We start from the raw sequence: 25,507 nt of genomic DNA, 5'->3' as shown, positions 1-25,507 counted from the left end.
TGCTGGGAATCACCATGTGAGCCTGAGCAACGGTGTTGACGCGATGCGCTGTCCGGCCCTGGGGAAGGTTCCTCGTGCGCACTCGGGGCAACCGACCTCAACAGGAGATCACCGTGTTCAAAACTACTCTGCGTCGGGCAGGCTTGCTCACCATGCTGCCGGCCGCGCTCATGCTCAACATGGGCGGCGCTTCCGCCGCGCCCCTTAGCCCGGCGGAAGCCGTGAGCGGGTCCAGTCCCTTCGCTTCCTGCACTTTGGGTTCCGCGCCCGGCGCGGTGAACTACCTCAACGCCGAGGTCGAGCCCTGGGTGGCGGTCAACCCTACGAACTCCAGCAATATCATCGGTGCCTGGCAGCAGGACCGCTGGTCCGACGGCGGCGCCCACGGCTTGGTGGTCGGATACACCACCAACGGCGAGAAGACGTGGGGGGAGACGCCGCAGCCGTTCAGCGCCTGCGCTCCCGGTGGACCCTCGCGCTACGACCGCGCATCCGACCCGTGGGTCTCCATAGGCCCGGACGGCACCGCCTACTCGGTGTCAATCTCCTTCCAGGGCGTTGGCCCCGACAACGCAGTACTCGCCTCGACCTCGACGGATGGGGGCGCGACCTGGACGGCACCTGCGGCGCTCAAGGAAGATCTCGGCACCACCCAGTTCTTCAACGACAAGGAGTCTGTGACCGCAGATCCGACGGTGTCCGGGACCGCGTACGCCGTATGGGACAGGCTCGTCTCGCCGAACGGCAACCCCAGGGCCAACGCCCACACCTCCGCCTACTCAGGCCCTGCATGGTTCGCCAAGACGACGGACGGCGGGGCCACCTGGAGCCCCGCGACGGCCATCGTCCCGACCGCGAACAGGGAGCAGACGATCGGCAACCAGATAGTGGTGGATCCGAGGACGGGCACGCTCTACGACTTCTTCAACTTCATTCTCAACACTGGCCCGAACGGGCAGCCCACTCTGCACGGGGACAACGTGGCATTCGTGAAGTCAACGGACGGCGGCGCGTCATGGAGCGCCCCGCAGGTCCTCGCGAACCTCGGGTCGGTCGGTGTCACCGACCCGAACACCGGCGCCCCCATCCGCACCGGGGACATCATCCCGGAGCCGGCCATCGATCCGGCCACCGGACAGCTGTACGTTGTCTGGCAGGATGCGCGCTTCAACGGCGGGCACTACGACGAGGTCGCGATTTCGACGTCGTCCGACGGCGGCGCGACGTGGAGCGACCCGGCCCGGGTCAACACTCCTCATGGCGTCCCGGCGTTCACACCGAGCGTCCGCGTCGCGAATGGCACAGTCGGCGTCGCCTACTACGACTTCCGGAATCTCACGGCCGGCAACACGAGCACCCTCCCGACCGACTACTGGTTCACCTCGTCAGTCGATGCGGCGGGGTCGTTCGGCAATGAGAGGCACGTACACGGACCGTGGGACATGATGACCGCTCCAAACGCGGGCGGGTTCTTCGTGGGCGACTACGCGGGCCTTGCGGCCGTGGGGTCGTCCTTCGCCTCACTCTCGATCCAGGCGAACAGCGGGACCACGACGAACCCGACGGACGCCGTGTACGCAACGTTGAGGCGTTAGCCCGGAGGGACCACTTCGGCGGCGAGCTGCGAGCAGGCAGCTCGCCGCCGCCGTCGTGTCTGCGGCGGAGAGGACCCTGTCCCCAAGTGGCGGTGGCAGGATGGGAACGTGAGCACTGCCGTGGTTGTGGGGAGCGGGCCCAATGGTCTCGCGGCCGCCGTGCACCTTGCCGCGCACGGCATCCGGGTGCGGGTCCTCGAAGCCGAGGACTCGATCGGCGGCGGCTCCCGCTCGTCGGAGCCCGCGATGCCGGGCGTGCTTGCGGACGACTGCTCTGCCTTCCACCCGTTCGCCGTAGCCTCCCCGTTCCTCGCCGGCCTCGGCCTCGAGGAGCACGGGCTCCGCTGGCGCTGGCCCGCTGTGCAGCTGGCCCACCCCCTCGACGGCGGTCGTGAGGCGGTGCTGTGGCAGGACCTCGGCCGCACCGTGGCGCGCCTCGGCGCCGACGGCCGGGTATGGGACGCGCTCGTGGGCCGCACCGCGCGCGCGTTCCGCCCGCTGGTCGGTGACCTGCTCGGCCCTGTGCTACACGTGCCGCGTCACCCCCTCGTCCTCGCCCGGTTCGGGCTCGACGCGGTCCTCCCGGCCACGCTCACGGCCCGCCGCTGGCGCGGGGACGAGGCGCGCGCACTGTTCGCCGGGATCGCGGCGCACGCCTTCGCCCGGCTCGACGCGCCCCTGACCACCTCGGTGGGCCTCCTCCTCGCGGCGTCCGCACACGCCGTCGGATGGCCCGTCGCGGAGGGCGGCTCGGGAGCCTTGGCGCGCGCGCTCGCGGGCAAGCTCGCGGATCTCGGGGGAGTGATCGAGACCGGCGTCCGGGTCACCTCCGCCAGTGCGTTCGACGACGCCGACGTGGCGCTGCTCGACCTGGCTCCGCGGGCGGCCGCCCGGATCCTTGGAGACCGGCTCGCGCCCAGCACTGCCAAGGCCTACAGCCGCTACCGGCACGGACCGGCTGCCTACAAGGTGGACTTCGCCATCGAGGGCGACATCCCATGGACGGGACAGTACGCACGCCAGGCAGGCACGGTGCACGTGGGCGGCACGCTCGAGGAGATCGCAGGCGCAGAGGCCGAGGTGCTGCGGGGACGCATGCCCGCCCGGCCCTTCGTCCTGGTCGGCCAGCAGTACCTCGCAGACCCAACCCGGTCCGAGGGCGGCATCAACCCTGTATGGACCTACGCGCACGTCCCCCATGCGTACTCGGGGGACGCCACCGAGGCCGTGGTCTCCCAGATCGAGCGCTTCGCCCCTGGATTCTCGGCACGGATCCGCGCTACGGCGGTGAGGGATCCCGCCGCCCTGGAGGCGCACAACGCGAACTATGTGGGCGGCGACATCGCCACCGGGGCGAACACGGGGCTTCGGCTGCTGGTCCGCCCCCGCGCGGCCCTGGACCCGTACTCGACGGGGGTACCGGGCGTCTACCTCTGCTCGGCCGCAACCCCACCGGGGGCCGGAACACACGGCATGTCCGGATACCGGGCAGCCAGCAGGGCTCTCGCGTGGCTCGCACGTCGGTAGGGTAGTCGGGTGCACCGCGACGATTCCCGCAGCGCCGCGCCTTCCGCGGCCGCCTCGACGAGTCCGGGATTCCCCTTCGAGACGCTCCGGCGGTTCCCTGATGTGGAGGCGGAGAACCTCCAGGCGTTCGATGCCACGGATCGGCTCCTCAGCGCCCGCGGTGCTGGCCTGGCGGCCTCGGGGGGGCTGGCCGGGCACAAGATTGCGGTCATCGGGGATGCCTACGGCGCGATCACGCTGCAGCTCGCATCGACCGGTCTCAGGGGCCTGCGCGTCCATCAGGACCTCGTGACGGGGCGGTTGGCGCTCGCGGCCAATGCCGAGGCCCTCGGCCTGTCAGGCACCTTCGAGTCCCACGAGCTCGACCGCGCACTGCTCGTCGGGGTCCGGCTCGTCCTCGCCCAGCTTCCGCGCGGGCTCGCCGAACTCGAGGAGATCGCGGACTCCGTGGCGCGCTGGGCCGCACCTGACGTCGTCGTCGTAGCGGGAGGGCGCGTCAAGCACATGACCCTCGCCATGAACGACGTTCTCAGGACACGGTTCGCCGACGTCGTCGCTGGATTCGCGGTCCAGAAGTCTCGCCTCCTCACCGCCTCCCAGCCGCTCCCGGTACCGGACCGGCCGCCGTTCCCGCTGTGCTCGGCGCACGACGACGCCGGGCTCACCCTGTGCGCGTATGGTGGGGCGTTCGCTGGGCCGCGTCTTGACGTCGGCACGCGGTACCTCCTCGGCTTCCTCGACCGCGTCCCGCCCGGCACGGCCGTGGACCTCGGCTGTGGCACCGGTGCGCTCGCAGCCGCGTACGCGCTGCGCCACCCGGCCGCGCGTGTCGTGGCCACCGACCGCTCAGCAGCGGCAGTCCGTTCCGCGCGCGCCACCATGGAGGCCAATGGGCTCGGACAGCGCGTCGCGGTCGAGCACGATGATGCGGGGGGCCAGCTGCCTGAGGCCACGGCCGACGTCGTGCTCCTCAACCCACCGTTCCACCTCGGGTCGAGCGTCCACGCTGGAGCGGGGCTCAAGCTCATCGCCGCGGCAGGGCGGATCCTTCGGCCGGGCGGCGAGCTGTGGTGCATCGCGAACAGCCACCTCGACTACCGGTCCGCTCTGCAGCGGGAAGTGGGCCGCACCGAGGTGGCTGGCCGCAACCGGAAGTTCACCGTGACACGGTCCGTGCGGCGCCCTCCGCGCCGCACCTGACCAGTGCAAGAATTGAAGCACACGGTAACGTACTTTCAAGTAGCATTCACCGGTGAGCATGTGAGAGGACCCAGTGACGGAGACACGCCAGTCGCCCGCCCGTCGAGGTACAAACCTGCCCCGGATGGGCGATTTCAACCTCACGGTGATCCTCGATGCGATCCGCCGCTCCGAGGCCGGGCTGAGCCGGGTCGAGCTCGCGCAGATCGTCGGCCTGTCACCCCAGACCATCTCGAACATCTCGCGCCGACTACTGGACCAGCGGCTCATCGTGGAGGCCGGGAAGGAAGGCTCCGGTCCCGGGAAGCCGCGCACCATCCTCCGCCTCAATCCGAGTGGCATGTATGCGGTGGGCGTACACCTCGACCCCAGCATCGTCACCGTGGTACTCCTCGACCTCGTCGGGGCGATTGTCGCCAAGGACATGTTCCTGACGCCCCGCAGCCACGACCCGGAGGAAGTCGTCGCCGCGATCGCCCACTGCGTCGAGCAGCTCCTCACTGCGTCCGAGATTTCGCGGGAACTCGTCGCCGGCATAGGCGTTGCCGCGCCCGGTCCGATCGACCTTGACCGCGGAGCTGTGGTCGGCCCGCCGCTGTTGCGGGGATGGGTCGACGTCCCGCTCCAGGCGATGGTCCAGGAGGCAACGGGGCTCGAGACGACGATGGACAAGGACGTCACCGGTGCCGCCGTCGCCGAGACCTGGACGGGCGCCCCGGGCGGTACAGACACCTTCGCCTTCTTCTACCTTGGCACCGGTCTGGGATGCGGGCTCGTGCTCAACGGGGAGGTGTACCGGGGCAGTTCTGGAAATGCCGGAGAGATCGGGCACATCATCGTCGATCCCGACGGCCCCGAGTGCTTCGACGGCTGCGGCATGCGCGGCACCATTGCCACGGTCCTCGAACCCGTGCGCATCGTGGGCGAGGCTATTGAAAGGGGAGTCCTGCCCCCGCTCCCCGACGACCCAACTGCCGCCGACTTCCAGGAGGCCTTCGCCGGGCTGAATCGACGGGTCCGGGAAGGCGACGGGCGCGCCGTCGAGATTCTCAGTGCCGCAGCACGGAAGATGGCGTGGGCGGCCGCGGTCGTGGGCAACATGCTCGATGTCGAACGGATGGTCTTCGGGGGGCCGTTCTGGGGGCCCGTTGCGGAGTTCTGCCTCTCCGTCATGCCGGACATGGTCAACGACCTCCTGGCAACCCGGGGCATCTACCGGGTCCAGCTCACGAGCACCGGCCTCGGCGAGGACGTCGGCGCCGTCGGAGCGGCGTGCCTGGTGCTCGAGCGTGCGCTCGCACCCCGCGCTGAACGCCTTCTGCTCGGCGGGTAGCGTCGAGGCGACCGAGCCCCGGCCCGTTGACCGGCCGAGGTGAATCGGCGCGGCTGTCCTCAGTCTGGCCAATGAGGTTGTGTCCCGCAGCGTCATGCTCCGTCACGGCAGGAAACATTGGCTCGAGGGCTTGAAGCAGCGGTCGGCTGCTTCCTAGGCTCATCACCAAGTTGCCAATGCAACGTGTCAGCGATCCCCGACAGCGGGGATGTGGGTGCCCCCGTGAGGGCCTGACATTTGCCGCAGGAGACTGCCCTGCCCAGAGAAGTGCCAGCCGCGGCGGCGCCACCGGGTAGCGATCCCTGCGATCCCTGAAGAACCCTGCCCTTCCCCGCCGTCTTCCGGCGTCGTGAGGGCGGGCTGGACCACCAAGGACGCAAATGTCACCACCGACCTTCATTGACGCACCCCCCAGGGCTGTCCCAGCACCCGTGGCTCTCTCCTACGAGCTGTTCCCGCCCCGAAGCGAGGCAGCGTGCAGGACACTCTGGGTAACGATCCGCGAGCTCGAGGCCACCGACCCCGATTACGTCTCGGTGACGTATGGGGCAAGCGGGTCAAACCATGACACCGCGCTGGACCTTGTGGACAGGCTCCAGCTCGATACCACACTGCGCCCGCTCGCACACCTCACGTGCGTCGGCGGGACCGCCGAGGAGTTGACCGGCGTGGTGAATGAACTCCTCGACCGTGGCGTGCGGGGGATCCTCGCGCTCCGGGGCGATGCCCCGCGCAACGGGTCCCGGCCATCGGGCAGCCTGCGCTACGCCCAAGACCTCGTCGAGCTCATCCGCGGGGCCGAGGCCCGGCGATCTGCCCAGTTCGCGGCTGGCAAGGTCGCGATCGGTGTCGCGGCATACCCCACGAAGCATCCGGAGTCTCCCAGCGAGGGGCACGATGTCGAGGTCCTCCTCGCGAAGCAGCGCTCGGGGGCAGACTTCGCCATCACGCAGGTGTTCTTTCACGCCGAGCAGTATGGCTTGCTCGTGCACCGCGCGCGGCGCGCCGGGGTGACGATCCCGATCGTTCCCGGTGTCATGCCCTTCACGAGCTTGCGTCGCGTGGAGAAGCTGTCCGCCCTCTCAGGCGTGGCACCCGACCCGGTGCTCGTTGACCGGCTCCGCGCGGCGGCCGGGGATGAGGCGGCGGTGCGCAGGGTCGGCACCCGCGCGGCCGTCCGCCTCGCCCGGGCCGCCCTCGAAGCCGGCGCGCCAGGACTTCACCTCTACACCTTCAACGAGCACGCCGCGGCGCTGGACATCCTGGCCCGGCTCGATCTCCCGCGGCCCAGCCGGCCGCTCCTCGCAGCACGGCACCGCGCTGCCGTCTGACTTCACGCACACAACGCCAAGGACTTACACCATGACCACCCAGCACAACTCTGCCCAGATTCCCGCCAACGCTCCGGCCCCCTTCCCGTCGTCGACCGTGCTCGGCTACCCGCGCATCGGCCGTCGGCGCGAGTTGAAGAAGGCCGTCGAGGCCTACTGGGCCGGGCGGATCGGCCAGGCAGAACTCCAGACCGCCGCCGAGCAGATCCAGCTCGCCACCGCCAGCCGACTCGCCGAGCTCGGCCTCACGGAGCCTTCTGCGATACCCGGGACCTTCTCGTTCTACGATCAGGTCCTCGACACCACCGTGGCGCTAGGCGCCGTCCCTGCCCGCTTCGGCTCTCTGCACAGCGCAGACGGCCAACTCGGCCTCGATGCCTACTTCACCCTCGCCCGCGGAAACGCCGAGCAGCAGCCGCTCGAGATGACCAAGTGGTTCGACTCGAACTACCACTACCTCGTTCCCGAGATCGGCCCCGAGACGGCGTTCTCGCTCTCGTCGGAGCGCGTGGTCGAGGAGTTCGCCACAGCGAAGGCGAACGGCAGCGTGACCCGCCCCTACCTTGTGGGTCCTGTCACCTTCCTGCTGCTCGCCAAGGCGTCCGACGACGCCCCGGCCGGCTTCGCGCCGCTGTCCCGCCTCGAGGACGTGCTCCCCGTCTACCAGGAGCTGCTCGCCAAGCTCGCGGCGGCCGGCGCGGAGTGGGTCCAGCTCGATGAGCCAGCCCTCGTCGCGGACCTCGAGGTGCCCGCGCGCGAGGTGAGTGGCGCCGTCGCCCGTGCCTACGCGGCCCTGACCGCGCCCGCCCGCGGCGAGCGCCGCCCGGCCATCCTCCTGGCTGCACCGTACGGCGGGCTCGGCGAGCACGCGGCAGCCGTCGCCGCCACCGACGTCGAGGCGGTGGCCCTCGACCTTTTCAAGGGATCGCTCCTTCCCGACGGGCTGCTGGCACAGTTCGCGGGCAAGACGATAGTGGCCGGCGTCGTTGACGGGCACAACATCTGGCGGAACGACTTGGCCGCGTCTGCGGCCACCCTCGATGCCCTCCGCGAGGCCGGTGCACGGCACGGTTTCGCCGTGGCCGTCTCGACGTCCACCTCGACATTCCACGTCCCGCATGACGCCGAGGAGGAGACACAGCTCGATGCCCAGCTGCGCAGCTGGCTGGCGTTCGCCGACCAGAAGGTCCGCGAGGTCGCCACGCTCGCCGCCCACCTCGCCGATCCCGTGTCGGCAGCGGCAGCGATTCGGGAGGCCACGCGCATCATCGCGACCCGGGCGCAGGCCCCGGGGGTCCGCCGCCCCGAGGTGCGCGAGCGGACCCGGGCGCTGACGGCCGCCGACTTCTCACGCTCCGACTACGGGGTCCGCGCGGAGGTTCAGGCGGCCGTCCTCGACCTCCCGCCGCTGCCGACCACGACCATCGGCTCGTTCCCCCAGACCAGTGAGGTCCGCGGCGCCCGCGCCCGGCTGATCAAGGGCACGATCGACACTGCCGAGTACGACCGGCTCATGAAGGACGAGATCAAGCGCGTCATCGACCTCCAGGAGGAGCTCGGCTTCGACGTGCTCGTCCACGGGGAGCCCGAGCGGAACGACATGGTGCAGTACTTCGCCGAGAACCTGGACGGGTTCGAGGTCACCGTGCACGGCTGGGTCCAGTCCTACGGCTCGCGCTGCACCCGTCCGTCGATCCTGTGGGGCGACGTGTCCCGGGCCGCAGGCCCGTCCATCCTGTGGGGTGACGCAAACAGCGGAGCTCCGATCACCGTACCGTGGACTGCGTATGCCCAGTCGCTCACGGACAAGCCGGTCAAGGGAATGCTCACAGGCCCGGTCACGATCCTCGCCTGGTCGTTTGTCCGCGACGACCAGCCCCTCGCCGAGACCGCCAATCAGGTGGCGCTCGCCCTGCGCGACGAGATCGCCGACCTCGAAAGGGCCGGGACCAAGATCATCCAAGTGGACGAGCCGGCGCTCCGCGAGCTGCTGCCGCTGCGCCGCGCCGACCAGCCGGCCTACCTGGACTGGTCGGTGAAGTCCTTCCGTCTTGCCACGGCTGGAGCGGGGGACGCGACGCAGATCCACACGCATCTGTGCTACTCCGAGTTCGGCGCGATCATCGACGCCATCGATGGCCTCGACGCCGACGTGACCTCGATCGAGGCTGCACGCTCCCGCATGGAGGTGGTCACCGACCTCGAGGCCCACGGATTCGTCCGCGGGGTCGGCCCGGGCGTCTATGACATCCACTCGCCGCGCGTGCCGGCCCAGGCGGAGATCGTCCAAATGCTCGCCACCGCGATCGAGCACGTCCCCGCCCGCCAGCTGTGGGTCAACCCGGACTGCGGGCTCAAGACCCGCGGCTATGCGGAGACGGAAGCCTCGCTGCGGAACCTCGTCGGGGCCACGAAGGCGGCACGCGCCGCGCTCGTGACAGTCTGACGTCCACTGGCACGGAAGGCTGCCCTCGGATGGACATCGGAGGGCGGCCTTCCTGTCTGCTGCAGCGCAGGGCCGTCACTCCCAGAGGACCTCGTCGTCCACGACTCCGTCGGAGTCGGCCGCGGCAACAAGCACCTCGTCGGTGAACCCCTCGCCGAGCGTGAAGTCGAGTACGAAGTACCGCTCGGGCTGGCCCGGGAAGATGCCAACGTGCGCGAGCCGGAGCGCCCGGAGGAAGACACCTGGGGTAATGCCCTCGGGCCGCTCGACCCCGAAGACGCTCTTCAGCTTGTCGGGGGCCACGTTCTGGCAGTGGAACCGTCGGTACTGGTCCGCGGCGCTCTCCTCGTCCTCGAGCTCCTGGCCGATGAGCTCGCGCACCGACTCGATCAGCTCAGGGAGGAATCGGAGCCGGTAGTCGACCTTGTGCAGCGAGGCTTCGTCGAGGCGGTCCTGGTCTGTGATGTTCAGGTCGAGTTCGATGGGGGCTCCGCCCAAGGTGAACTTGCCCGCTACCGCGCGGCTTCCTGAGGGTGCCAGGGCGATCTCGCCGAAATGCTGGCTGACTGCCGTCTCCATGACAGAACGATAGCCCCCGCCCACGCGGCAGGCCAGCAGGCGCCCTCTGGCCTCACTGCAGCCGCTCGAGGAGGGCGACGGCGTCGTGCGGCGCGCGCCCGTCCGCGTCATTGTCGAAGTAGACGTACACGTCGCGGCCGTCCATGATCCACCTTCCGATGCGCTCCGCCCATCGGTCCAAGGAGCGCGGCGAGTAGCCACCACGGTATAGCCCCGTCTCGCCGTGGAGACGGACGTAGCGGAACCCGGCAGTGTCGGCGTCGAGCGCTGGCCACGTCCCCGCACTGTCCGCCAACGCCATCGCGACGCCTTCCCCGGCCAACAGCTCCCGGGCCTCACTCGTGTCGAAGCTCGCGTGCCGGGGCTCGAGGACGTGGAGCAGCGGCCGGTCGGAGACCGCGGTCGTGAGTGCCTGGCCGTCGCGGACCTTCGAGTCATGCCCCGCAGCGAGTTCCGCTGCGGCGGTGGTGGAGCGCGGGAGGAGGCCGAGGAACCCGCTCAGCCGCTCGGCATCGAACGCCATGCTCGCCGGAAGCTGCCAGAGGAAGGGCCCAAGTGCATCGCCGAGCGCGAGGGGACCTGAGGCGAAGAAGTTGGCGAGGGCCGTCTCGACACCGAGCAGCTGCTTCATATGGGTGATGAACCGGCTCCCCTTGACGGCGAAGACGAACCCTTCCGGCACTGCGGCGCGCCAGGCCTTGTACGAGGAGGGCCGCTGGAGCGAGTAGAAGGAACCGTTGAGCTCGGCGGAGGTCATGCGGTGCGCGAGGTACGCGAGCTCGTCAGCCTGCCGAAGTCCCGGTGGATAGAAGTCACCTCGCCAGCTGCGATAGCGCCAGCCGGAGACGCCGATGAACGCACGGGCCATAGCGGCAAGGCTAGCCGCTCGCTCCTGGCGTCCGGCGCGCCGCCGCGCCCGGGCCGACGCCGGGCAGCCCCTCGAGCGCCTCGGCTAGGAGGTCCAGGAACAGTCTCGTGTGCGTATCGGTAGCGCCCCGCGGCCGCAGGGCGAAGATGTTCCGCGCGAGCCGGATCTCAGGAACGTCGACGACCACCACGCCCTCGGGCCTCGACTGAAGCGCGAGCCCCGGGACCAGGGCCGCACCCAGGCCCGCCGAGGCGAGGCCGAGGCTCGCGTTGAAGTCGTCGCTGTACGCAACGACCCGGGGGGCGAGGCCGCACGCGGCGAACAGCCGGTCGATCACCCCCGGTGTCACTGGTTCCCGGGTGGTGCACGATCCACGGCATTCCGCCGAGCTGGTCCGCGGTGACCCGCGCGCCGTCTGCGATGCCCCACGACTCGGGGAGTACTACGTGGAATGGATCGTCACCGACCCACAGGCGCTCCGCGGTGTGCGGCCATGCGAGTCCGCTCTGGCCCACCTGGTACACGAGCACGACGTCGAGATCCCCACCGGCGGCAAGGCGGCGCACCGTCTCGCCGGGCTCGGCAACTGAGGCGTGCAGGTCCAGCCCGAGGCGTCCCCATCGCTCGCCCCTGAGGACTTGGGGGAGGACGTAGGTCGCGAGGCTCGGGAAGATGCCGAGCCTGAGCTCGCGCCCCGCGGTCTCGGCCGCGCGCGTGGTCGCCGCCTTGAGCGCATCGATGTCGGTCAGGACCTTCGCCGCGTGGCGGGTCATGACGAGCGCCGCCTCGGTCGCTTCGATGCTGCGCGCCGTCCGGTGGAAGAGCTTGACGCCGGTCTCCCGTTCGAGCGCGGCCATCTGCTGGGACACGGCCGACGGCGTGTAGCCGAGGTTTGCTGCGGCCGCGGCGAACGAGCCGAGGCGGACCACCTCGATGAGGCTTGTCAGGTGGACCGGGTTGACCACGTGCGCTCCTTCTTGATTGCGGCTCGCCCAGCCTACGACATGCCGCGACACGCCGTGGGATGAACGACACGCACACATCCTGCTGCTGTGTGCAGAGAGTTCCACAGGCTGTGGACAACCGGGTCGGATCGGCGGGAATACTGGGGTCGCGGCGGTGCATTAACTGTGCAGAGAATGTGGACTATGAGGCCGATGAATGACATACTTGTAAGACAACATCTTGGGGTCCGCGGCGGGGCGATCCACTACATGTAGTATCGAGGGCACCGAGGCGCTCGAGACCCGAGGGGCGGCTGTCGGTGCGGCAGCGGCGGACGCCTCGGCCGAGGAAGCTTTTGAAGGATGGGGTTGGGAATCATGAACGTCACGGTCTACACGAAGCCCGCGTGTGTGCAGTGCAACGCGACCTACCGTGCCCTCGACAAGAAGGGCATCGCCTACAAGAGTGTCGATGTCACCCAGGACCCGCAGGCACTTGAACGCCTCAAGGCCCTGGGCTACTTGCAGGCTCCCGTCGTTGTCACTGACACCGACAACTGGTCGGGCTTCCGGCCCGACAAGATCGCGGCGATCGCCGCGGGGAGTTCGGCCGCGTCGGTGGCCTGAGCCGGCGCCGCTGTTTCGCCACTTCGCCGTCCCACCAAGGGGGTGCGTCCTGATGGCCTCCCAGGTCATGGCCGCGGCTGATGTGGGTGCGGGTTCGGATTCCGTAGCCCGCTTCACCTCGGCGCGACTCATCTATTTCTCCTCCGTCTCCGGCAACACCCACCGCTTTGTCATCAAGCTGGGCCTCGAGGCGGAGAGGATTCCGCTCCACCTGAATGATGTCCCGCTCCGCGCGACGGCACCGTTCGTGCTCGTCGTGCCGACCTACGGCGGCACCGGGGGAGCGGGATCGGTTCCCAAGCAGGTCATCAGATTCCTCAACGACCCGCAGAACCGAGGCCTCATCCGAGGCGTCATCAGCGCGGGGAACACGAACTTCGGGGAAAACTACTGTGCCGCCGGCGACATCGTCGCGGTCAAGTGCCACGTTCCCCACCTCTACCGATTCGAGCTCATGGGCACGGCCGACGACGTCGCCCGAGTCACCGAAGGATTGGATGCATTTTGGACACGACTCTCACAGAGCCCGCAGTAGTGGGGACGGCAGACCCCAAGGAGCTTCCCGCGAAGTACAAGGGCCTCGGCTACCACGAGCTCAACGCGATGCTGAACCTGTACGGCGAGGACGGGAAGATCCAGTTCGATGCCGACCGCTACGCGGCCCGGCAGTACTTCCTGGACCACGTCAACACGAACACGGTGTTCTTCCACGACCTGGATGAGAAGCTCGACTACCTCGTCAAGAAGGACTACTACGAGCGCGAAACGCTCGACCAGTACACGATGAACTTCATCCGCGAGCTCTTCAGCCGCGCGTACAAGAAGAAGTTCCGCTTCGAGACGTTCCTGGGCGCGTTCAAGTTCTACACCTCTTACACCCTCAAGACGTTCGACGGGAAGCGCTACCTCGAGCGCTATGAGGACCGCATTTGCATGGTGGCCCTGCACCTCGCGCGCGGCGACGAGCAGCTCGCGACGCAGCTCGTGGACGAGATCATTGCGGGCCGCTTCCAGCCCGCCACGCCCACCTTCCTCAACGCCGGCAAGAAGCAGCGCGGAGAGCTCGTCTCGTGCTTCCTCCTGCGTATCGAGGACAACATGGAGTCGATTGCCCGCGGCATCAACTCCGCGCTCCAGCTCTCCAAGCGCGGTGGCGGCGTCGCCCTCTCGCTGACGAACATCCGCGAGCACGGCGCCCCGATCAAGCAGATCGAGAGCCAGTCCTCGGGCGTCATCCCGGTCATGAAGCTCCTCGAGGACTCCTTCTCCTACGCGAACCAGCTCGGGGCGCGGCAGGGCGCCGGCGCCGTCTACCTGCACGCGCATCACCCGGACATCTACCGCTTCCTCGACACCAAGCGCGAGAACGCGGACGAGAAGATCCGCATCAAGACGCTTTCCCTCGGCGTCGTGATCCCGGACATCACGTTCGAGCTCGCGAAGAAGAACGAGGACATGTACCTCTTCTCGCCGTATGACGTCGAGCGTGTCTACGGCAAGCCGTTCTCCGACATCTCCGTGACCGAGAAGTACTACGAGATGGTCGACGACGCGCGGATCAAGAAGACCAAGATCAATGCGCGGGAGTTCTTCCAGACCCTCGCCGAGATCCAGTTCGAGTCGGGCTATCCGTACATCATGTTCGAGGACACGGTGAATCGGGCCAACCCGATCGCCGGCAAGGTGACCATGAGCAACCTGTGCTCGGAGATCCTCCAGGTGTCCACGCCCTCGCGGTACAACGAGGACCTCTCCTACGCGAGCGTCGGCCAGGACATCTCCTGCAACCTCGGCTCGATGAACATTGCGAAGACCATGGACTCGGGTGACTTCGGGCTCTCGATCGAGACGGCGATCCGTGCGCTCTCCGCGGTGTCGGACATGAGCTACATCGAGTCCGTCCCCTCCATCGCGGAGGGCAACGCGACGTCCCATGCGATTGGCCTCGGCCAGATGAACCTCCACGGCTACCTCGCCCGGGAGCATGTCCATTACGGCTCCGAGGAGGGGCTCGACTTTACGAACATCTACTTCTACACGGTGCTCTTCCACGCCCTACGCGCCTCCAACCTGCTCGCCAAGGAGCACGGGCAGGCGTTCGGCGGCTTCGAGAGCTCCAAGTACGCCACCGGTGAGTTCTTCGACAAGTACACCGAGCAGGAGTGGGTCCCGCAGACCGAGAAGGTCAAGGAGCTGTTCGCCACGGTGCAGGTCCCGACGCAGGAGGACTGGCGCGCGCTCAAGGCCGAGGTCATGGAGCACGGAATCTACAACCAGAACCTCCAAGCCGTCCCCCCGACCGGCTCGATCAGCTACATCAACAACTCGACGTCCTCGATCCACCCGGTCGCGTCGAAGATTGAGATCCGCAAGGAAGGCAAGATCGGCCGTGTCTACTACCCGGCTCCCTACCTGACGAATGACAACCTGGACTACTACCAGGATGCGTACGAGATCGGCTACGAGAAGATCATCGACACCTACGCCGCTGCGACCCAGCACGTGGACCAGGGCCTCTCGCTCACGCTGTTCTTCAAGGACACGGCGACGACGCGGGACATCAACAAGGCCCAGATCTACGCGTGGCGCAAGGGCATCAAGACGCTCTACTACATCCGCCTCCGCCAGCTTGCGCTCGAGGGCACGGAGGTGGAGGGTTGCGTCAGCTGCATGCTCTAGTGATTGCTTACTCTCAGTCCGCGGGAAAGGACCAGCGATGACACCCGAGAAGCTCAAGCTCCTCGACCACGTCCAGGCGATCAACTGGAATCGGATCCAGGATGAGAAGGACGTCGAGGTGTGGAACCGCCTCGTGAACAACTTCTGGCTGCCCGAGAAGGTGCCGCTCTCCAACGACGTCCAGTCCTGGGCCACGCTGACGCCTCAGGAGCAGCAGCTCACCATGCGCGTCTTCACTGGACTCACGCTCCTCGACACGATCCAGGGCACCGTGGGCGCCGTCTCACTCATCCCGGACGCGATCACCCCGCACGAGGAAGCCGTCTACACGAACATCGCGTTCATGGAGTCGGTCCACGCAAAGAGCTACTCGTCGATCTTCTCGACGCTGTGCTCCACGAAGGAGATCGACGACGCCTTCCGATGGAGCCTCGAGAACGAGAACCTCCAGCGCAAGGCCCACATCGTGATGGAGTACTACCGGGGCGATGAACCGCTCAAGCGGAAGGTTGCCTCAACCCTGCTCGAGAGCTTCCTGTTCTACTCGGGCTTCTACCTGCCCATGTACTGGTCCTCGCGCGCCAAGCTCACGAACACGGCAGACCTCATCCGCCTGATCATCCGCGATGAGGCGGTGCACGGCTACTACATCGGCTACAAGTTCCAGAAGGGCCTCGAGCAGGTTTCCGAGGAGAAGCGCCAGGAGATCAAGGACTACACCTTCGAGCTGCTCTTCGAGCTGTACGAGAACGAGGTCCAGTACACGCACGACCTCTACGACCCGGTGGGCCTGTCCGAGGACGTCAAGAAGTTCCTCCACTACAACGCCAACAAGGCGCTCATGAACCTCGGCTACGAGGCCATGTTCCCGTCCTCGGTGACGGACGTGAACCCGGCCATCCTCTCGGCGCTGTCGCCGAACGCGGACGAGAACCATGACTTCTTCTCCGGTTCCGGCTCCAGTTACGTGATCGGCAAGGCCGTGAACACGGAAGACGAGGACTGGGACTTCTAGGCGTGAGCTGCCACGTACGCACTCGGCCCACCTGCGCATTCCGCAGGTGGGCCGAGTGCGTACGTGGACCCTTCGTGCAGCCGAAGAGTGCTGGGCCACAGTACGATGACGCATGCGCAAGTTCTCATTGGATGCACTGGCCCGGGAACACCTCGACGCCGCCGCGAGTGGATCGAGCGGACGGAGCGCGAGCACCGTCTACGGCGGTCACGAGCAGAGGCTCCGTCAGACCCTCGTGGCACTGACCGCCGGGACCACACTCGCCGAGCACGAGAGCCCCGGAGAGGCTACCGTCATCGTGCTGCGCGGGCGGATTAGCCTGGACTCGAACGGCGAGGCCTGGGAGGGGCGCACGGGCGATCTCATTGCAGTGCCGCCCTCGCGGCACAGCGTCCATGCGGCCGAGGACAGCGTGATCCTGCTCACCGTCGTGAAGTGATCGCGGCGGCGCAGGACTGCGGCACGCGGACAAGCCACCTATGATGCGTGCCATGGATCTCGCCGCCATCGCTGCCGAGCTGTATGCGCTTGCGCCCGCGAAGTTCACCGCGTCCCGGAACGCGCAGGCGAAGCAGGTCTTGGCCGACGGGCAGCCGCTGTTGTCCAAGCAGATCGCCAAGCTCCCGAAGCCATCAGCTGCCGCGTGGGCTGTCAATGTCCTGGCACGGCAGCGGCCAGACCAGCTCGCCGAGGTGCTGGACGTGGGAGCGGCACTGCGAGAGGCACAGGAAGACCTGGATCCCCAGAGGATGCGCGAGCTGGGGCAGCGACGCAATGCCCTCTTATCCAAGGTCGTACAGGAAGCACGCGCGGCGTCCGCCGGACTCGACGTCAAGGTCAGCGATGCGGCCGCCTCCGAACTCGACCAGACCCTTCGGGCGGCTACGGCCGATCCTCGCGCGGCAGAGGCCCTCCGCAGCGGCCTGTTGGTCCGCCCCCTCGTCAGCAACGGGCTCGAGCCCGTCGACCTTGAAGGCGCTCTCGCGGTACCGGGAGCCGTACCTGAACTGGCACCGGTGGTGAAGCGAGGCACGCCCCGCCCGGAGGAGGCCACTGCAACCGCCGCAACCCGCTCCGCTGCAGCGGACCGGGCACGCAAGAAGAGCGAGGAGGCGGCCCGACGCCGCGAGCGGGAAAGCGCCGAAGCAGAGCTGAGGGACGCAGAACGCAGCCAGAGCGAGGCCGAGGCCGAGCTCGCCGACGCCGACGCCCAGGCGCGGGCTGCCGCGGCCCGCGCCAGCAACGTCGCCGACGAGCTGGCGGAACTCCGCAGGAGGGCAGACAAACTCGAGCAAGACCTCGAGGCCGCGAAGAGGGAAGAGTCCCATGCCGGGCGTGCGCGCCGCCTTGCTGAGCGACTCGTCGAGCAGGAGCGGCGCGCCGTCGGCAGTGCCCGTGAGCGCCTCGATCGGCTGTCCTGACACGAGCCGCGGCAGACGGACTCCTGGCCCGGACCTCTCCGGTTCGACGCGCTCGGGGAAAGATGCCACGCTTGGTTGATGCCTGCTAGCACCATCCGTGCCTTCGTCGACCGAGGCTGGTCGACTACCAGATCCGGTATGGGCGAAGCTCTGGCCTCCGATCGGCTCGTGCTTGCGGTGAAGACCGCGCTCGCTGCCGGCGTCGCCTGGGCAGCCGCGCACCTGCTGCCGGGGCCCGTTGCACAGTACCCGTACTACGCGCCCCTCGGTGCTCTCGTGAGCATGTACCCGACCGTTGCGGACTCTCTCCGCAACGGTCTCCAGAGCCTGCTCGGACTCGCCATCGGCATTGGAGTCGCCCTGTTCGTCGGTGGCTTCACGGGAACGACGGCGCTGGGCGTGGCTGTCGTGGTTGGCGTAGGGGTGCTCGTGGGTGGATTCCCGCGGATGGGCACCGCACGCGAATGGGTGCCCCTCGCCGCGCTGTTCGTCCTCGTGGCGGGTCCGGACAGCCGCGACGATTTCTCCCTCGCCTACCTGGTGCAGATGGGCCTCGGAGTGTGCATTGGATTCGCGGTAAACTGGCTGGTCTTCCCGCCGCTGCGAACAGGCGCGATCACGCCGGCATTCGCACGCCTGCGCAATGTGCTCGCGGACCAGCTCGAGGACATGGCCATCGCAGTCACCGAGGAGTGGCCGCCGGACCACCAAGAATGGTCCACACGGGAGGGACACCTCGCCGAGACAGCGGCGAGCCTCCGGCGCTCTGTCGAACAGGCCGAATTGAGCGCCCGCGCGAACCCCCGGAGGCTGCGACATCGCCGCGACCTCGCCGTGGACCTGGCTGATCTGCGTGCACTCGAGCGTGCAACCTTCCAGGTGCAGGACATCACGGACATCCTCGCGAGTGTGATCTGGGAAGAGCGCGCCGGGACCACCGTGCCGGCGGAACTCACCCCGGAGCTGGCGAACGCGCTGACGTCGATGGCGGAGGCCCTCCGCCGCTGGGATGGCACGGAGTCGCCGGCCGTGCCGCTCGACCAGGTGCAGGAGTCCATCGACGCACTCAACGGCTCCTACCACCAGATGGCCGCGCGGGAGATGTCTGTGACTGCCACGGCAGGGATCGTGCTGGCGTTGTCCAGGATCGCCCGGATCATCCGCGCCCGTCTGAATGGGGACGGCGCGGAGACCGTTCGTCCGGACTAGTCGGTCGGCGCCGAGCCCTCTGGCGCCAGCGCCGCACGGCGCGTGGTGCTGAGGCGGTCGGCCGGCATCGAGAGGACCGCCACGACCGTGAGCGCGGCCCGATCAGCACTGAGACGAACACCGCAGCGGAGGCGTCCACAATTGCCTCGGCACGGGCGGCGGTGGGATGGGTGGCATAGACCGCATTGGCGATCGCACCGAAGACCGCAACGCCGAGGGCACTGCCGATGGAGCGTGCGAAGAGGTTGGTGCCGGTGACCACTCCGCGCTCGTTCCACTCCACGCTCGACTGGGCCGCAATGAGCGTAGGCGATGCGGTGAGGCCCATGCCGAGCCCGATTGTGAAGCAGCTTGCGGCCACGAGCAGCACGCTGTGCGTGTGTGCCGCGGCGACGAGCGCGGACGTCCCGCCCACGGCTATGACGATGCCGATCAGGGCCGTCCGGCGGAAGCCGATCCTCAAGTAGAGGCGTCCCGACTGGGAGGCGCTGATGGGCCATCCGATGGTCAGCGCGGCGAGTGCGAGCCCGGCCACGACCGGTGGCGCCGAGTCCGCGCCCTCGAGGAACGTCGGGACATAGGAGGTGAGGCCGAGGATGATGGCACCAACGCCGAAGGAGACGAGTGTGGTGGACAGCAGGAGCCGGCGCGAGACCACCCACGGCGGCAGGACGGGCTCCGCCGCACGCCTCTCGGCGAGGAGGAATGCGGCGAACAGTGCGGCGCCGAGCCCGATGGTTGCGATGCAACCGGGGAGTCCCAGGCCCACGCCTGCCTGCCCTCGAGGGCGCCGAGGATCAGCAGGGTCATCGATGCCGTCAGCAGCGCCGAGCCGACGTAGTCGATGCGGTGCCGGGACCGCTCGACGGTCTCGTGGAAGGTGCGGACGAGCATCCACCCGGCGAGGACGCAGAGCGGGATGTTGATGAGGAAGATCCCGCGCCAGATCCCCAGCTGGGCGAAGACGCCGCCAAGAGTGGGCCCGACGACGGAGGAGATCGCCCACACGCTGGCCAGATACCCTTGGACCCTCGCGCGCTCAGCCACCGTCTAGATGTCTCCGGCGATCATGATGGCCATCGGCTGCACCGCGCCCGCGCCGAGGCCCTGGATCACGCGGAAGGCGATGAGCGCTGCCATGGTCCCGGCGAGGCCGCACAGCACGGATCCGAGCAGGAACAGCCCGATGCCCACGAGGATGAGCGGTTTGCGCCCGAGCATGTCGGCGAGCTTCGCATACACCGGGACGGAGACGGCCTGGGCGAGCATGTAGGCGGAGAAGAGCCACGGGAACGAGGAGAACCCGCCGACGTCGTGAACAATCGACGGAACGGCGGTCGCGACGATCGTCGCATCGATGGCGACGAGGCCGGTGGTGAGCATGAGCGCGATCAGCACGGGCCCGCGTCCCGACCCTGCCCGGAAAATGTCGCGCGCCTGCGGGGGCGCTCGATGGCGCACGACGCCGCGTTGGCGGCTAGTCTGGATGGGGCCTCCCAGCGCGGGGAAGGCGAGGAGAGGAGCGGCACGTGACGCAGCAGGCTAGGGCGAGGATCGGTGGGGCGGAGGCGTTGCCCGAACTGGCTGAGGGCGACTTCTACTACGAGGATCTCGGCGACGGGCGCTACCGCTCCACCATCCACGCGCAAGGTGCCTGGAACGCCCATGAGCAGCACATGGCCCCGGCCTCCGGCATCCTCGCCCACGTGCTGGCCCAGCACGAGCCGCGTCCGGACATGCGCATTGCGAGGGTCAGCTACGAGATCCTCGGCCTCATCCATGCGGGCGAGTTCGAGGTCAGGGCGAGGACGGTCCGCCCTGGCCGGACGATCGAGCTCCTCGAGGCCGAGCTCACGGCGCGGGGACGCGTCGCAATCCGGGCGACGGCCTGGCGCCTCGTCACCTCGGACAGCTCCTCCATCGCGGCAGTGGAGGACGGCCGCATCCCGCCGGTGGGGGAGTGCGAGCGCTGGGATGGGTCGACTGAGTGGCCGGGGGGCTACATCCGCTCGCTCGAGATGTACCAGGCGCCGGAGCACCGCGCCGGCAGCGGCAAGGTCTGGATCCATACCGACCATCCACTCGTCGGCGGTGTGCCGAGCCCCGACTGGGTGCGGCTCATGGGCCTCGTGGACACGGCCAATGGCATCGCCGCCCGGGTTCCCCCGGGTTCCGGCAGCTGGGCGTTCCCGAACGTGGACCTGCAGGTCCACATGTACCGCGAACCGCGCGGCGAATGGCTAGGCATCGACAACCATGTCTCCTTCGGCGCCGACGGGATCGGCCTGACCTCGTCCGTGCTGCATGACGCGGACGGCCCCTTCGGCCGCGCCGAGCAGATCCTCACCCTCCGTCAGAGCTGAGCAGTGGCGGAATGGAACGGCGGCGCACACGTGCCGCTCGCACTCGTGCGCGGGAGCGGGCTCGCTGAAGCCGGTGCTCCGAGTCCAGGCGGTGCTGGACGGGCCGCCGCGGAACTGGCCCGAGCCGCTGAACTCCTCGACGAGGTCAAACGCGGCGTGCGCGGCGGGACGCTGCGCCTCTACCGGCCGCGGCCCACGCTCGCCTTCGGGCAGAGGGACACGCGCTTGGCCGGATTCGAGGCTGCGCGCGCTGTGTCCCTCGCCCACGGATTCGAGCCCGTGGTGCGCAAGGCCGGCGGCCGCGCGGCGGCGTACCACGAGGGCACGCTCATCGTGGACCACATCGAGCCCGCCGGCGAGGCGATGGTGGGCCACCGGCACCGGTTCGAGGTCTTCGGCGAGCTCTACGCCCACGTGCTGAGCACAGTCGGCGTCGACGCCCATGTGGGGGAGATCTCGGGCGAGTACTGCCCCGGCGAGTTCAGTGTGCACGGGGTGCGAGCAGAAGCGGTACCCGCGGACGCGCTACCCGGCGGAGGAGGCACGACGGCGGGTGGCCGCCTCAAGCTTGTCGGCACTGCGCAGCGCGTGGTCGCCGGGGGGTGGCTGTTCTCGTCAGTGTTCGTCGTGAGCGACTCGGCGCCTGTGCGGGCCGTGCTCACGGACGTGTACGGGGCCCTCGGCCTGCCGTTCGACCCCGCCACGGCCGGGGCCGCAGACGATCTCGTGCCGGGCCTCTCGGTCGATTCCGTCGAGGCTGCGCTGCTGGCGATGTACCGCGAGAGGCATGCCCTCGCTTCGTCCCCTTGAGATCTGCGGAGCTCAGGAGCCGAGCTTGGCCTTCACCTGCGCCGCGGACGGGTTGGTCGCGGCCGTACCGTCCGGGAAGATCACGGTGGGCACGGTCCGATTGCCGCCGTTGAGCTTCTCGACGAGTTCAGCGGTGCCCTCGACCTCCTCGATGTTCACCTCGGTATAGCCGATCCCCTGCGCGTCGAGCTGCTTCTTCAGCCGATTGCAGTAGCCGCACCACGTCGTGGAGAACATCGTGATGCTGCCGTCGGCCGGGGTGAAGTTGTCCATAGGTGTGCTCCTGAGGGTAGAGGATTCAGCGTGTACAACGGGGCGATAGTGCCCCGTATTCCGCAGGGGCGCCTCAGCCGGCCGCCTCGATGAGCTCGGGGCCGTTGTTGCGCACACTGTTGACGAGGCTACCGACGATTCGCGGGGCGAGGTGCGGCTCGGGCATCGAGTCGATGAGCGCCCTGACGTCCGCCTCTTCGGTGGTTTCCGGATCGAGCCAGTCGGCCCACATGCCGCGCGGCACGATCACCGGCGTGCGGTCGTGGATGTACCCGAGAGCGTCCGAGGCCGGGCCAGTGAGGATGGTGCACGTCCGCAGCCAGCGATCAGGGTGGTCCGGGGGCATCGTCGGGTCCGGCCAGTTCTCGAAGAGCGCGGCGAAGGCGAGGACTCCGTTGTCGTCCGCGTGCAGGTAGGTGGGCACCTTCTCGACCTTCGCCGCCTTCCCGGCCGCGCCCGGCAGTTCCCTCTTCTCCCACTCGTAGTACCCGTCTGCGGGCACGAGCGCGCGCTTGGCAGACGCGGCCTTTCGGAAGGATGCCTTCTCAGTGACCGTCTCCCGGCGGGCGTTGATGAGCCGCGCAGCCCCCTTGGCATCCTTCGACCACGGGGGCACGAGGCCCCACCGCGCCGTGACGAGCTTCCGGGAGATCCCGCCATTCGCCCTGTCGCGCCGGTCAAGCACGATCGGCACCGGGTCCGTGGGGGCGACGTTGTACGAAGGCGCAACCTCGTCGACGTAGCTCTCGTCCACATCGAACTCCGCGACCAGGTCCCCTACGGGTCTTGCCATGACGTATCTGCCGCACATGGGGCCATTATCCCTTCCGGGGATACACTGACATGGTTCGAACACACCTTCGACCATTGCCGGAGTGCCGTTTGCCCTTCACCCACCTCCACGTCGCGAGCGCGTTCAGCCCCCAGTACGGCGTTTCGTGGCCGGACGAGATCGCCGCGGCTGCGCTTGCAGACCGAGCGACCGCCTTCGCATGCACCGACCGCGATGGCCTGTATGGCGCCGTCCATCACGTTCGGGCCTGCCGCACCCAGGGTCTCGACCCGATCATCGGAGTCGACCTCACGGTCCTCGCGGAGCTGGACGGAATCCTCGCCCCGGACCTGGGCGGAACTGCCGCGCACGACGGCGCCACGGCCCACCACGGTGCGCAGAGGCTCTGGCGAGGATCTGCGGGGGTGGCGGGACGCGTCGTCGTACTCGCCCATGGCAGCAACCGCGGGGCCGGGTGGGGCGCGCTGTGCCGACTCGTCTCCGATGCCCACGCCCACGCCCGCACGGGCCGAGGGTCGGACAGCTCCGTGCCCGTTGGCGTACTCCGCTCGGAGCTCGCCGCGCGCTGCCTCGATCCAGAGACCGGCCGGCCCGTGCTCACCGTGCTCCTCGGGCCGTACTCGGATGTGGGCCGGGCGTTGGGCGGGCGGCGGTTCCTCCGACCTCGCACCCTGTTCCGGGAGTGGGTGGACGCCATGCCCGCAGGGGTGCTCGCCATTGAGCTCGCCACACATCTCGCCCCGCAGGGCGAGCCGATGAGCACGGGCCATGCCGTCCGTATGCTTCGCCTCGCGACCGAGCACGGAGTACCTGCGGTGCTGACGAATGCCGTGCACTCTGTCACAGAGCAGGGCGCCGGAGCGGCCGCCCACGGCTGGCTCAAGCCCTCGCCGCTCATGCAGCGCCTCGCCCGGGAGATCATCTGTGGTGCCGGCCTGAGCGGCACGGATCTGGCGAACCTCTTGGCCAACACCGAGCGGATCGCAGACCGTTGCCGGCTTGATACCGCCGGCGACCTCGGCTGGATGAAGCCCGTGTTCCCTGAGGCGTCGGTCCTCGGCATCGCCGGCCCGTCCCAGCGCGAGCTCGCGGAGCGGGCCCGTGCGGGCATCCCTCGCCGTTTCCCCGCGCTCGCGGGCCAGACTGCCCGAGAGGTCGAGGCCAGACTGGATCAAGAGATCTCCGTCATCGACGCACGCGGCCTCGCCGGGTGCTTCCTCACGGTTGCCGAAGCGACCGAGGTGATCCGTGGATTGGGCGTGCGGTCTGCCGTGCGGGGGCGGGGGGCGTCGAGCCTTGTCAACTACCTGCTCGGCATCAGCCACATCGACCCCTTGCACCTCCGGCTCCCGTTCGAGGACTTCCTCGCAGCTTCAGGGCTCCCGGTCTTCGGGCTCGATGTCGAGAGCGCCCACTGCAGCGGCGTCTATCGCCGGATCTCTGAACGCTTTGGCGCCGGGCGCGTCGCGCTCGCGCGGACGACGGACGGCGCACCTTCCCACGGTGCCGAAAGCGCCCTCGGCCTCGCGCTCCCGTTGGAGGACGACGAGCCTGACGGCGTCGTCCGCCCCGGCGGCTTGGTTCTCGGGGATGCGCGCCTGCTCGACAGGACACCCGTGGAGCCGAGCAGCATGGGCCTCCCCGGGAGCCAGTTCGGCAGAGACGATCTGGGCTCGCTGGGCCTGCTCACGATCGACGTTGTCGGAGTGCCGCTGCAGAGCGTGATGGCGTTCGCCGTCCGGGAGGTGGCGAGGATCGACGGCACTGGCGTTGACCTCGACTCGCTGCCACTGGACCGGGGGCCAGTACCCGAGCAAGTCGGCGCCGGTGTGGACGGGGGGCCGTCCGGCTGCGACCCAGCGGCGGCCTTCGTGGCCCACCAGTCGGCCTGGCTCAAGGCCCGGCACCCCGAGGCCTACCTTGCAGGGAGCCTTGAGCACAACTCAGGCGGCCCCTCCGGGCGGCTCCTGTCGCCGAGGCAGGGCGCAGGGGCATTCCGGTCCTCCCGGTGGACATCAATCTGAGCAGCGACACGCACCGCGTCGAACGGATCGAGGGCGGCCCCGCCGCGGGCCGGCTCGGGATCCGCCGCCCGCTCAAGGGCGCCTGTGGGCTCTCGCGCAGCGAACTCGACCGGATCATCGACGGCCAGCCGTTCGCCTCGCTCGACGACGCGCGCACCCGCGCCGAAGTCAAACCGCGCAGCCTCCGGCGACTCGCGGAGATCGGCGCTTTCGACTCGCTCCACCGTTGCGCGGACGGGGGAACCCAGGCACACCTTGTCGCGCACCTCGCTGAGCTGGCCGAAGTCCCGTCGGCCAGGGGCGCCGGCCCCATCGCAGGCCAGCTGGCCCTTGACCTCGGAGTCGTCCAGTCAGACGCAGCGCCCAGCCCCTCACACGCCGGCGCATGCTCGCCGGTGTTGCCCCTTTCGAGGTGACTGCCGTGCGCCGCTGGCGCCGTGCCAGTCCCATGTTTTCCTATAGGCTTGTCG

21 protein-coding genes and 2 pseudogenes are annotated in these 25,507 nt (G+C 68.6%); 17 read left to right on the top strand and 6 right to left on the bottom strand.

The features are described 5' to 3' along the window. Positions 1 to 113 precede the first annotated feature (113 nt). The 6 genes from LF262_RS02025 to metE all read left to right on the top strand — a co-directional run bounded on the left by LF262_RS02025 (position 114) and on the right by metE (position 9,432). On the top strand, positions 114 to 1,595 hold the full coding sequence (locus LF262_RS02025) for a sialidase family protein (RefSeq protein ID WP_235778615.1): 1,482 nt from the start codon (positions 114 to 116) through the stop codon (positions 1,593 to 1,595). A 108-nt stretch (positions 1,596 to 1,703) separates the two neighbouring features. Further along, a complete protein-coding gene (locus tag LF262_RS02020) occupies positions 1,704 to 3,122 on the top strand; it encodes a phytoene desaturase family protein (protein WP_235778614.1) in 1,419 nt (472 codons plus the stop codon). A 9-nt stretch (positions 3,123 to 3,131) separates the two neighbouring features. Continuing rightward, entirely contained in the window at positions 3,132 to 4,322 is a 1,191-nt protein-coding gene (locus LF262_RS02015) for a class I SAM-dependent methyltransferase (RefSeq protein WP_235778613.1), read from the top strand. 124 nt (positions 4,323 to 4,446) lie between these two features. Beyond that, positions 4,447 to 5,655, top strand: coding sequence for an ROK family protein (locus LF262_RS02010; protein WP_235778612.1), 1,209 nt, complete (start codon positions 4,447 to 4,449; stop codon positions 5,653 to 5,655). 380 nt (positions 5,656 to 6,035) lie between these two features. Beyond that, positions 6,036 to 6,986, top strand: a complete 951-nt coding sequence (locus LF262_RS02005) for a methylenetetrahydrofolate reductase (RefSeq protein WP_235778611.1) — start codon at positions 6,036 to 6,038, stop codon at positions 6,984 to 6,986. Between the two features lie 31 nt (positions 6,987 to 7,017). Then, on the top strand, positions 7,018 to 9,432 hold the full coding sequence (gene metE, locus LF262_RS02000) for a 5-methyltetrahydropteroyltriglutamate--homocysteine S-methyltransferase (RefSeq protein ID WP_235778610.1): 2,415 nt from the start codon (positions 7,018 to 7,020) through the stop codon (positions 9,430 to 9,432). A gap of 75 nt (positions 9,433 to 9,507) precedes the next feature. On the opposite strand, the gene LF262_RS01995 is transcribed toward metE, so the two are convergent. The 3 genes and pseudogenes from LF262_RS01995 to LF262_RS01985 all read right to left on the bottom strand — a co-directional run bounded on the left by LF262_RS01995 (position 9,508) and on the right by LF262_RS01985 (position 11,844). Beyond that, positions 9,508 to 10,011 carry a DUF2004 domain-containing protein gene (locus tag LF262_RS01995; protein WP_235778609.1) on the bottom strand — a complete coding sequence of 168 codons (504 nt, stop codon included), beginning with the start codon at positions 10,009 to 10,011 and terminating at the stop codon, positions 9,508 to 9,510. A 52-nt stretch (positions 10,012 to 10,063) separates the two neighbouring features. After that, the gene (locus LF262_RS01990; RefSeq protein ID WP_235778608.1) at positions 10,064 to 10,879 is read right to left on the bottom strand and encodes a DUF72 domain-containing protein; all 816 of its coding nucleotides are present in this window, start codon (positions 10,877 to 10,879) and stop codon (positions 10,064 to 10,066) included. A 10-nt stretch (positions 10,880 to 10,889) separates the two neighbouring features. Then, positions 10,890 to 11,844: pseudogene (locus LF262_RS01985) on the bottom strand (LysR family transcriptional regulator). A 357-nt stretch (positions 11,845 to 12,201) separates the two neighbouring features. Between LF262_RS01985 and nrdH the strand changes: the two are divergent. From nrdH to LF262_RS01950, 7 genes are all read left to right on the top strand, one after another. Then, on the top strand, positions 12,202 to 12,450 hold the full coding sequence (nrdH, locus tag LF262_RS01980) for a glutaredoxin-like protein NrdH (RefSeq protein ID WP_235778607.1): 249 nt from the start codon (positions 12,202 to 12,204) through the stop codon (positions 12,448 to 12,450). A gap of 67 nt (positions 12,451 to 12,517) precedes the next feature. Continuing rightward, positions 12,518 to 12,985, top strand: coding sequence for a class Ib ribonucleoside-diphosphate reductase assembly flavoprotein NrdI (nrdI, locus tag LF262_RS01975; RefSeq protein ID WP_235779259.1), 468 nt, complete (start codon positions 12,518 to 12,520; stop codon positions 12,983 to 12,985). Further along, the gene (nrdE, locus tag LF262_RS01970; RefSeq protein WP_268933474.1) at positions 12,955 to 15,129 is read left to right on the top strand and encodes a class 1b ribonucleoside-diphosphate reductase subunit alpha; all 2,175 of its coding nucleotides are present in this window, start codon (positions 12,955 to 12,957) and stop codon (positions 15,127 to 15,129) included. Before nrdI ends, nrdE begins: the two co-directional genes overlap by 31 nt. Before the next feature lie 37 nt (positions 15,130 to 15,166). Beyond that, positions 15,167 to 16,144 (top strand): class 1b ribonucleoside-diphosphate reductase subunit beta, encoded by a 978-nt coding sequence (nrdF, locus tag LF262_RS01965; RefSeq protein ID WP_235778606.1) that lies wholly within the window; start codon positions 15,167 to 15,169, stop codon positions 16,142 to 16,144. A gap of 112 nt (positions 16,145 to 16,256) precedes the next feature. Then, a complete protein-coding gene (locus tag LF262_RS01960; protein WP_235778605.1) occupies positions 16,257 to 16,583 on the top strand; it encodes a cupin domain-containing protein in 327 nt (108 codons plus the stop codon). A gap of 52 nt (positions 16,584 to 16,635) precedes the next feature. Then, positions 16,636 to 17,565, top strand: a complete 930-nt coding sequence (locus LF262_RS01955; protein WP_235778604.1) for a hypothetical protein — start codon at positions 16,636 to 16,638, stop codon at positions 17,563 to 17,565. 78 nt (positions 17,566 to 17,643) lie between these two features. Then, a complete protein-coding gene (locus LF262_RS01950) occupies positions 17,644 to 18,774 on the top strand; it encodes an FUSC family protein (RefSeq protein ID WP_235778603.1) in 1,131 nt (376 codons plus the stop codon). Here the strand turns inward: LF262_RS01950 and LF262_RS01945 are convergent. Further along, positions 18,771 to 20,157 (bottom strand): annotated as a pseudogene (locus LF262_RS01945) (MFS transporter). The gene LF262_RS01950 and the pseudogene LF262_RS01945 sit on opposite strands and share 4 nt — an antisense overlap. A gap of 146 nt (positions 20,158 to 20,303) precedes the next feature. Between LF262_RS01945 and LF262_RS01940 the strand changes: the two are divergent. Beyond that, positions 20,304 to 21,137: a thioesterase family protein gene (locus LF262_RS01940; protein ID WP_235778602.1), complete on the top strand. Its 834-nt coding sequence runs from the start codon at positions 20,304 to 20,306 to the stop codon at positions 21,135 to 21,137. Positions 21,138 to 21,182: 45 nt separating this feature from the next. Beyond that, positions 21,183 to 21,947 carry a lipoate--protein ligase family protein gene (locus LF262_RS01935; protein WP_372462732.1) on the top strand — a complete coding sequence of 255 codons (765 nt, stop codon included), beginning with the start codon at positions 21,183 to 21,185 and terminating at the stop codon, positions 21,945 to 21,947. A gap of 12 nt (positions 21,948 to 21,959) precedes the next feature. On the opposite strand, the gene LF262_RS01930 is transcribed toward LF262_RS01935, so the two are convergent. Continuing rightward, entirely contained in the window at positions 21,960 to 22,220 is a 261-nt protein-coding gene (locus tag LF262_RS01930; RefSeq protein ID WP_235778601.1) for a mycoredoxin, read from the bottom strand. A 73-nt stretch (positions 22,221 to 22,293) separates the two neighbouring features. Next, positions 22,294 to 23,031: an SOS response-associated peptidase gene (locus tag LF262_RS01925; RefSeq protein WP_235778600.1), complete on the bottom strand. Its 738-nt coding sequence runs from the start codon at positions 23,029 to 23,031 to the stop codon at positions 22,294 to 22,296. 71 nt (positions 23,032 to 23,102) lie between these two features. Here LF262_RS01925 and LF262_RS01920 point away from each other — a divergent pair, with 71 nt between their 5' ends. Together LF262_RS01920 and LF262_RS01915 are read left to right on the top strand one after the other, a co-directional pair. Further along, entirely contained in the window at positions 23,103 to 25,037 is a 1,935-nt protein-coding gene (locus LF262_RS01920; protein ID WP_235778599.1) for a PHP domain-containing protein, read from the top strand. Beyond that, positions 25,022 to 25,453, top strand: coding sequence for a helix-hairpin-helix domain-containing protein (locus LF262_RS01915; protein ID WP_235778598.1), 432 nt, complete (start codon positions 25,022 to 25,024; stop codon positions 25,451 to 25,453). The genes LF262_RS01920 and LF262_RS01915 overlap by 16 nt, the downstream gene beginning before the upstream one ends. Positions 25,454 to 25,507 lie beyond the last annotated feature (54 nt).

Origin of the sequence: Sinomonas notoginsengisoli, from assembly GCF_021554725.1 — a bacterium.
GTDB lineage: Bacteria > Actinomycetota > Actinomycetes > Actinomycetales > Micrococcaceae > Sinomonas > Sinomonas notoginsengisoli.
Note: the sequence above shows the minus strand (reverse complement) of the source record. Positions and strands in the feature narration are given on the sequence as shown.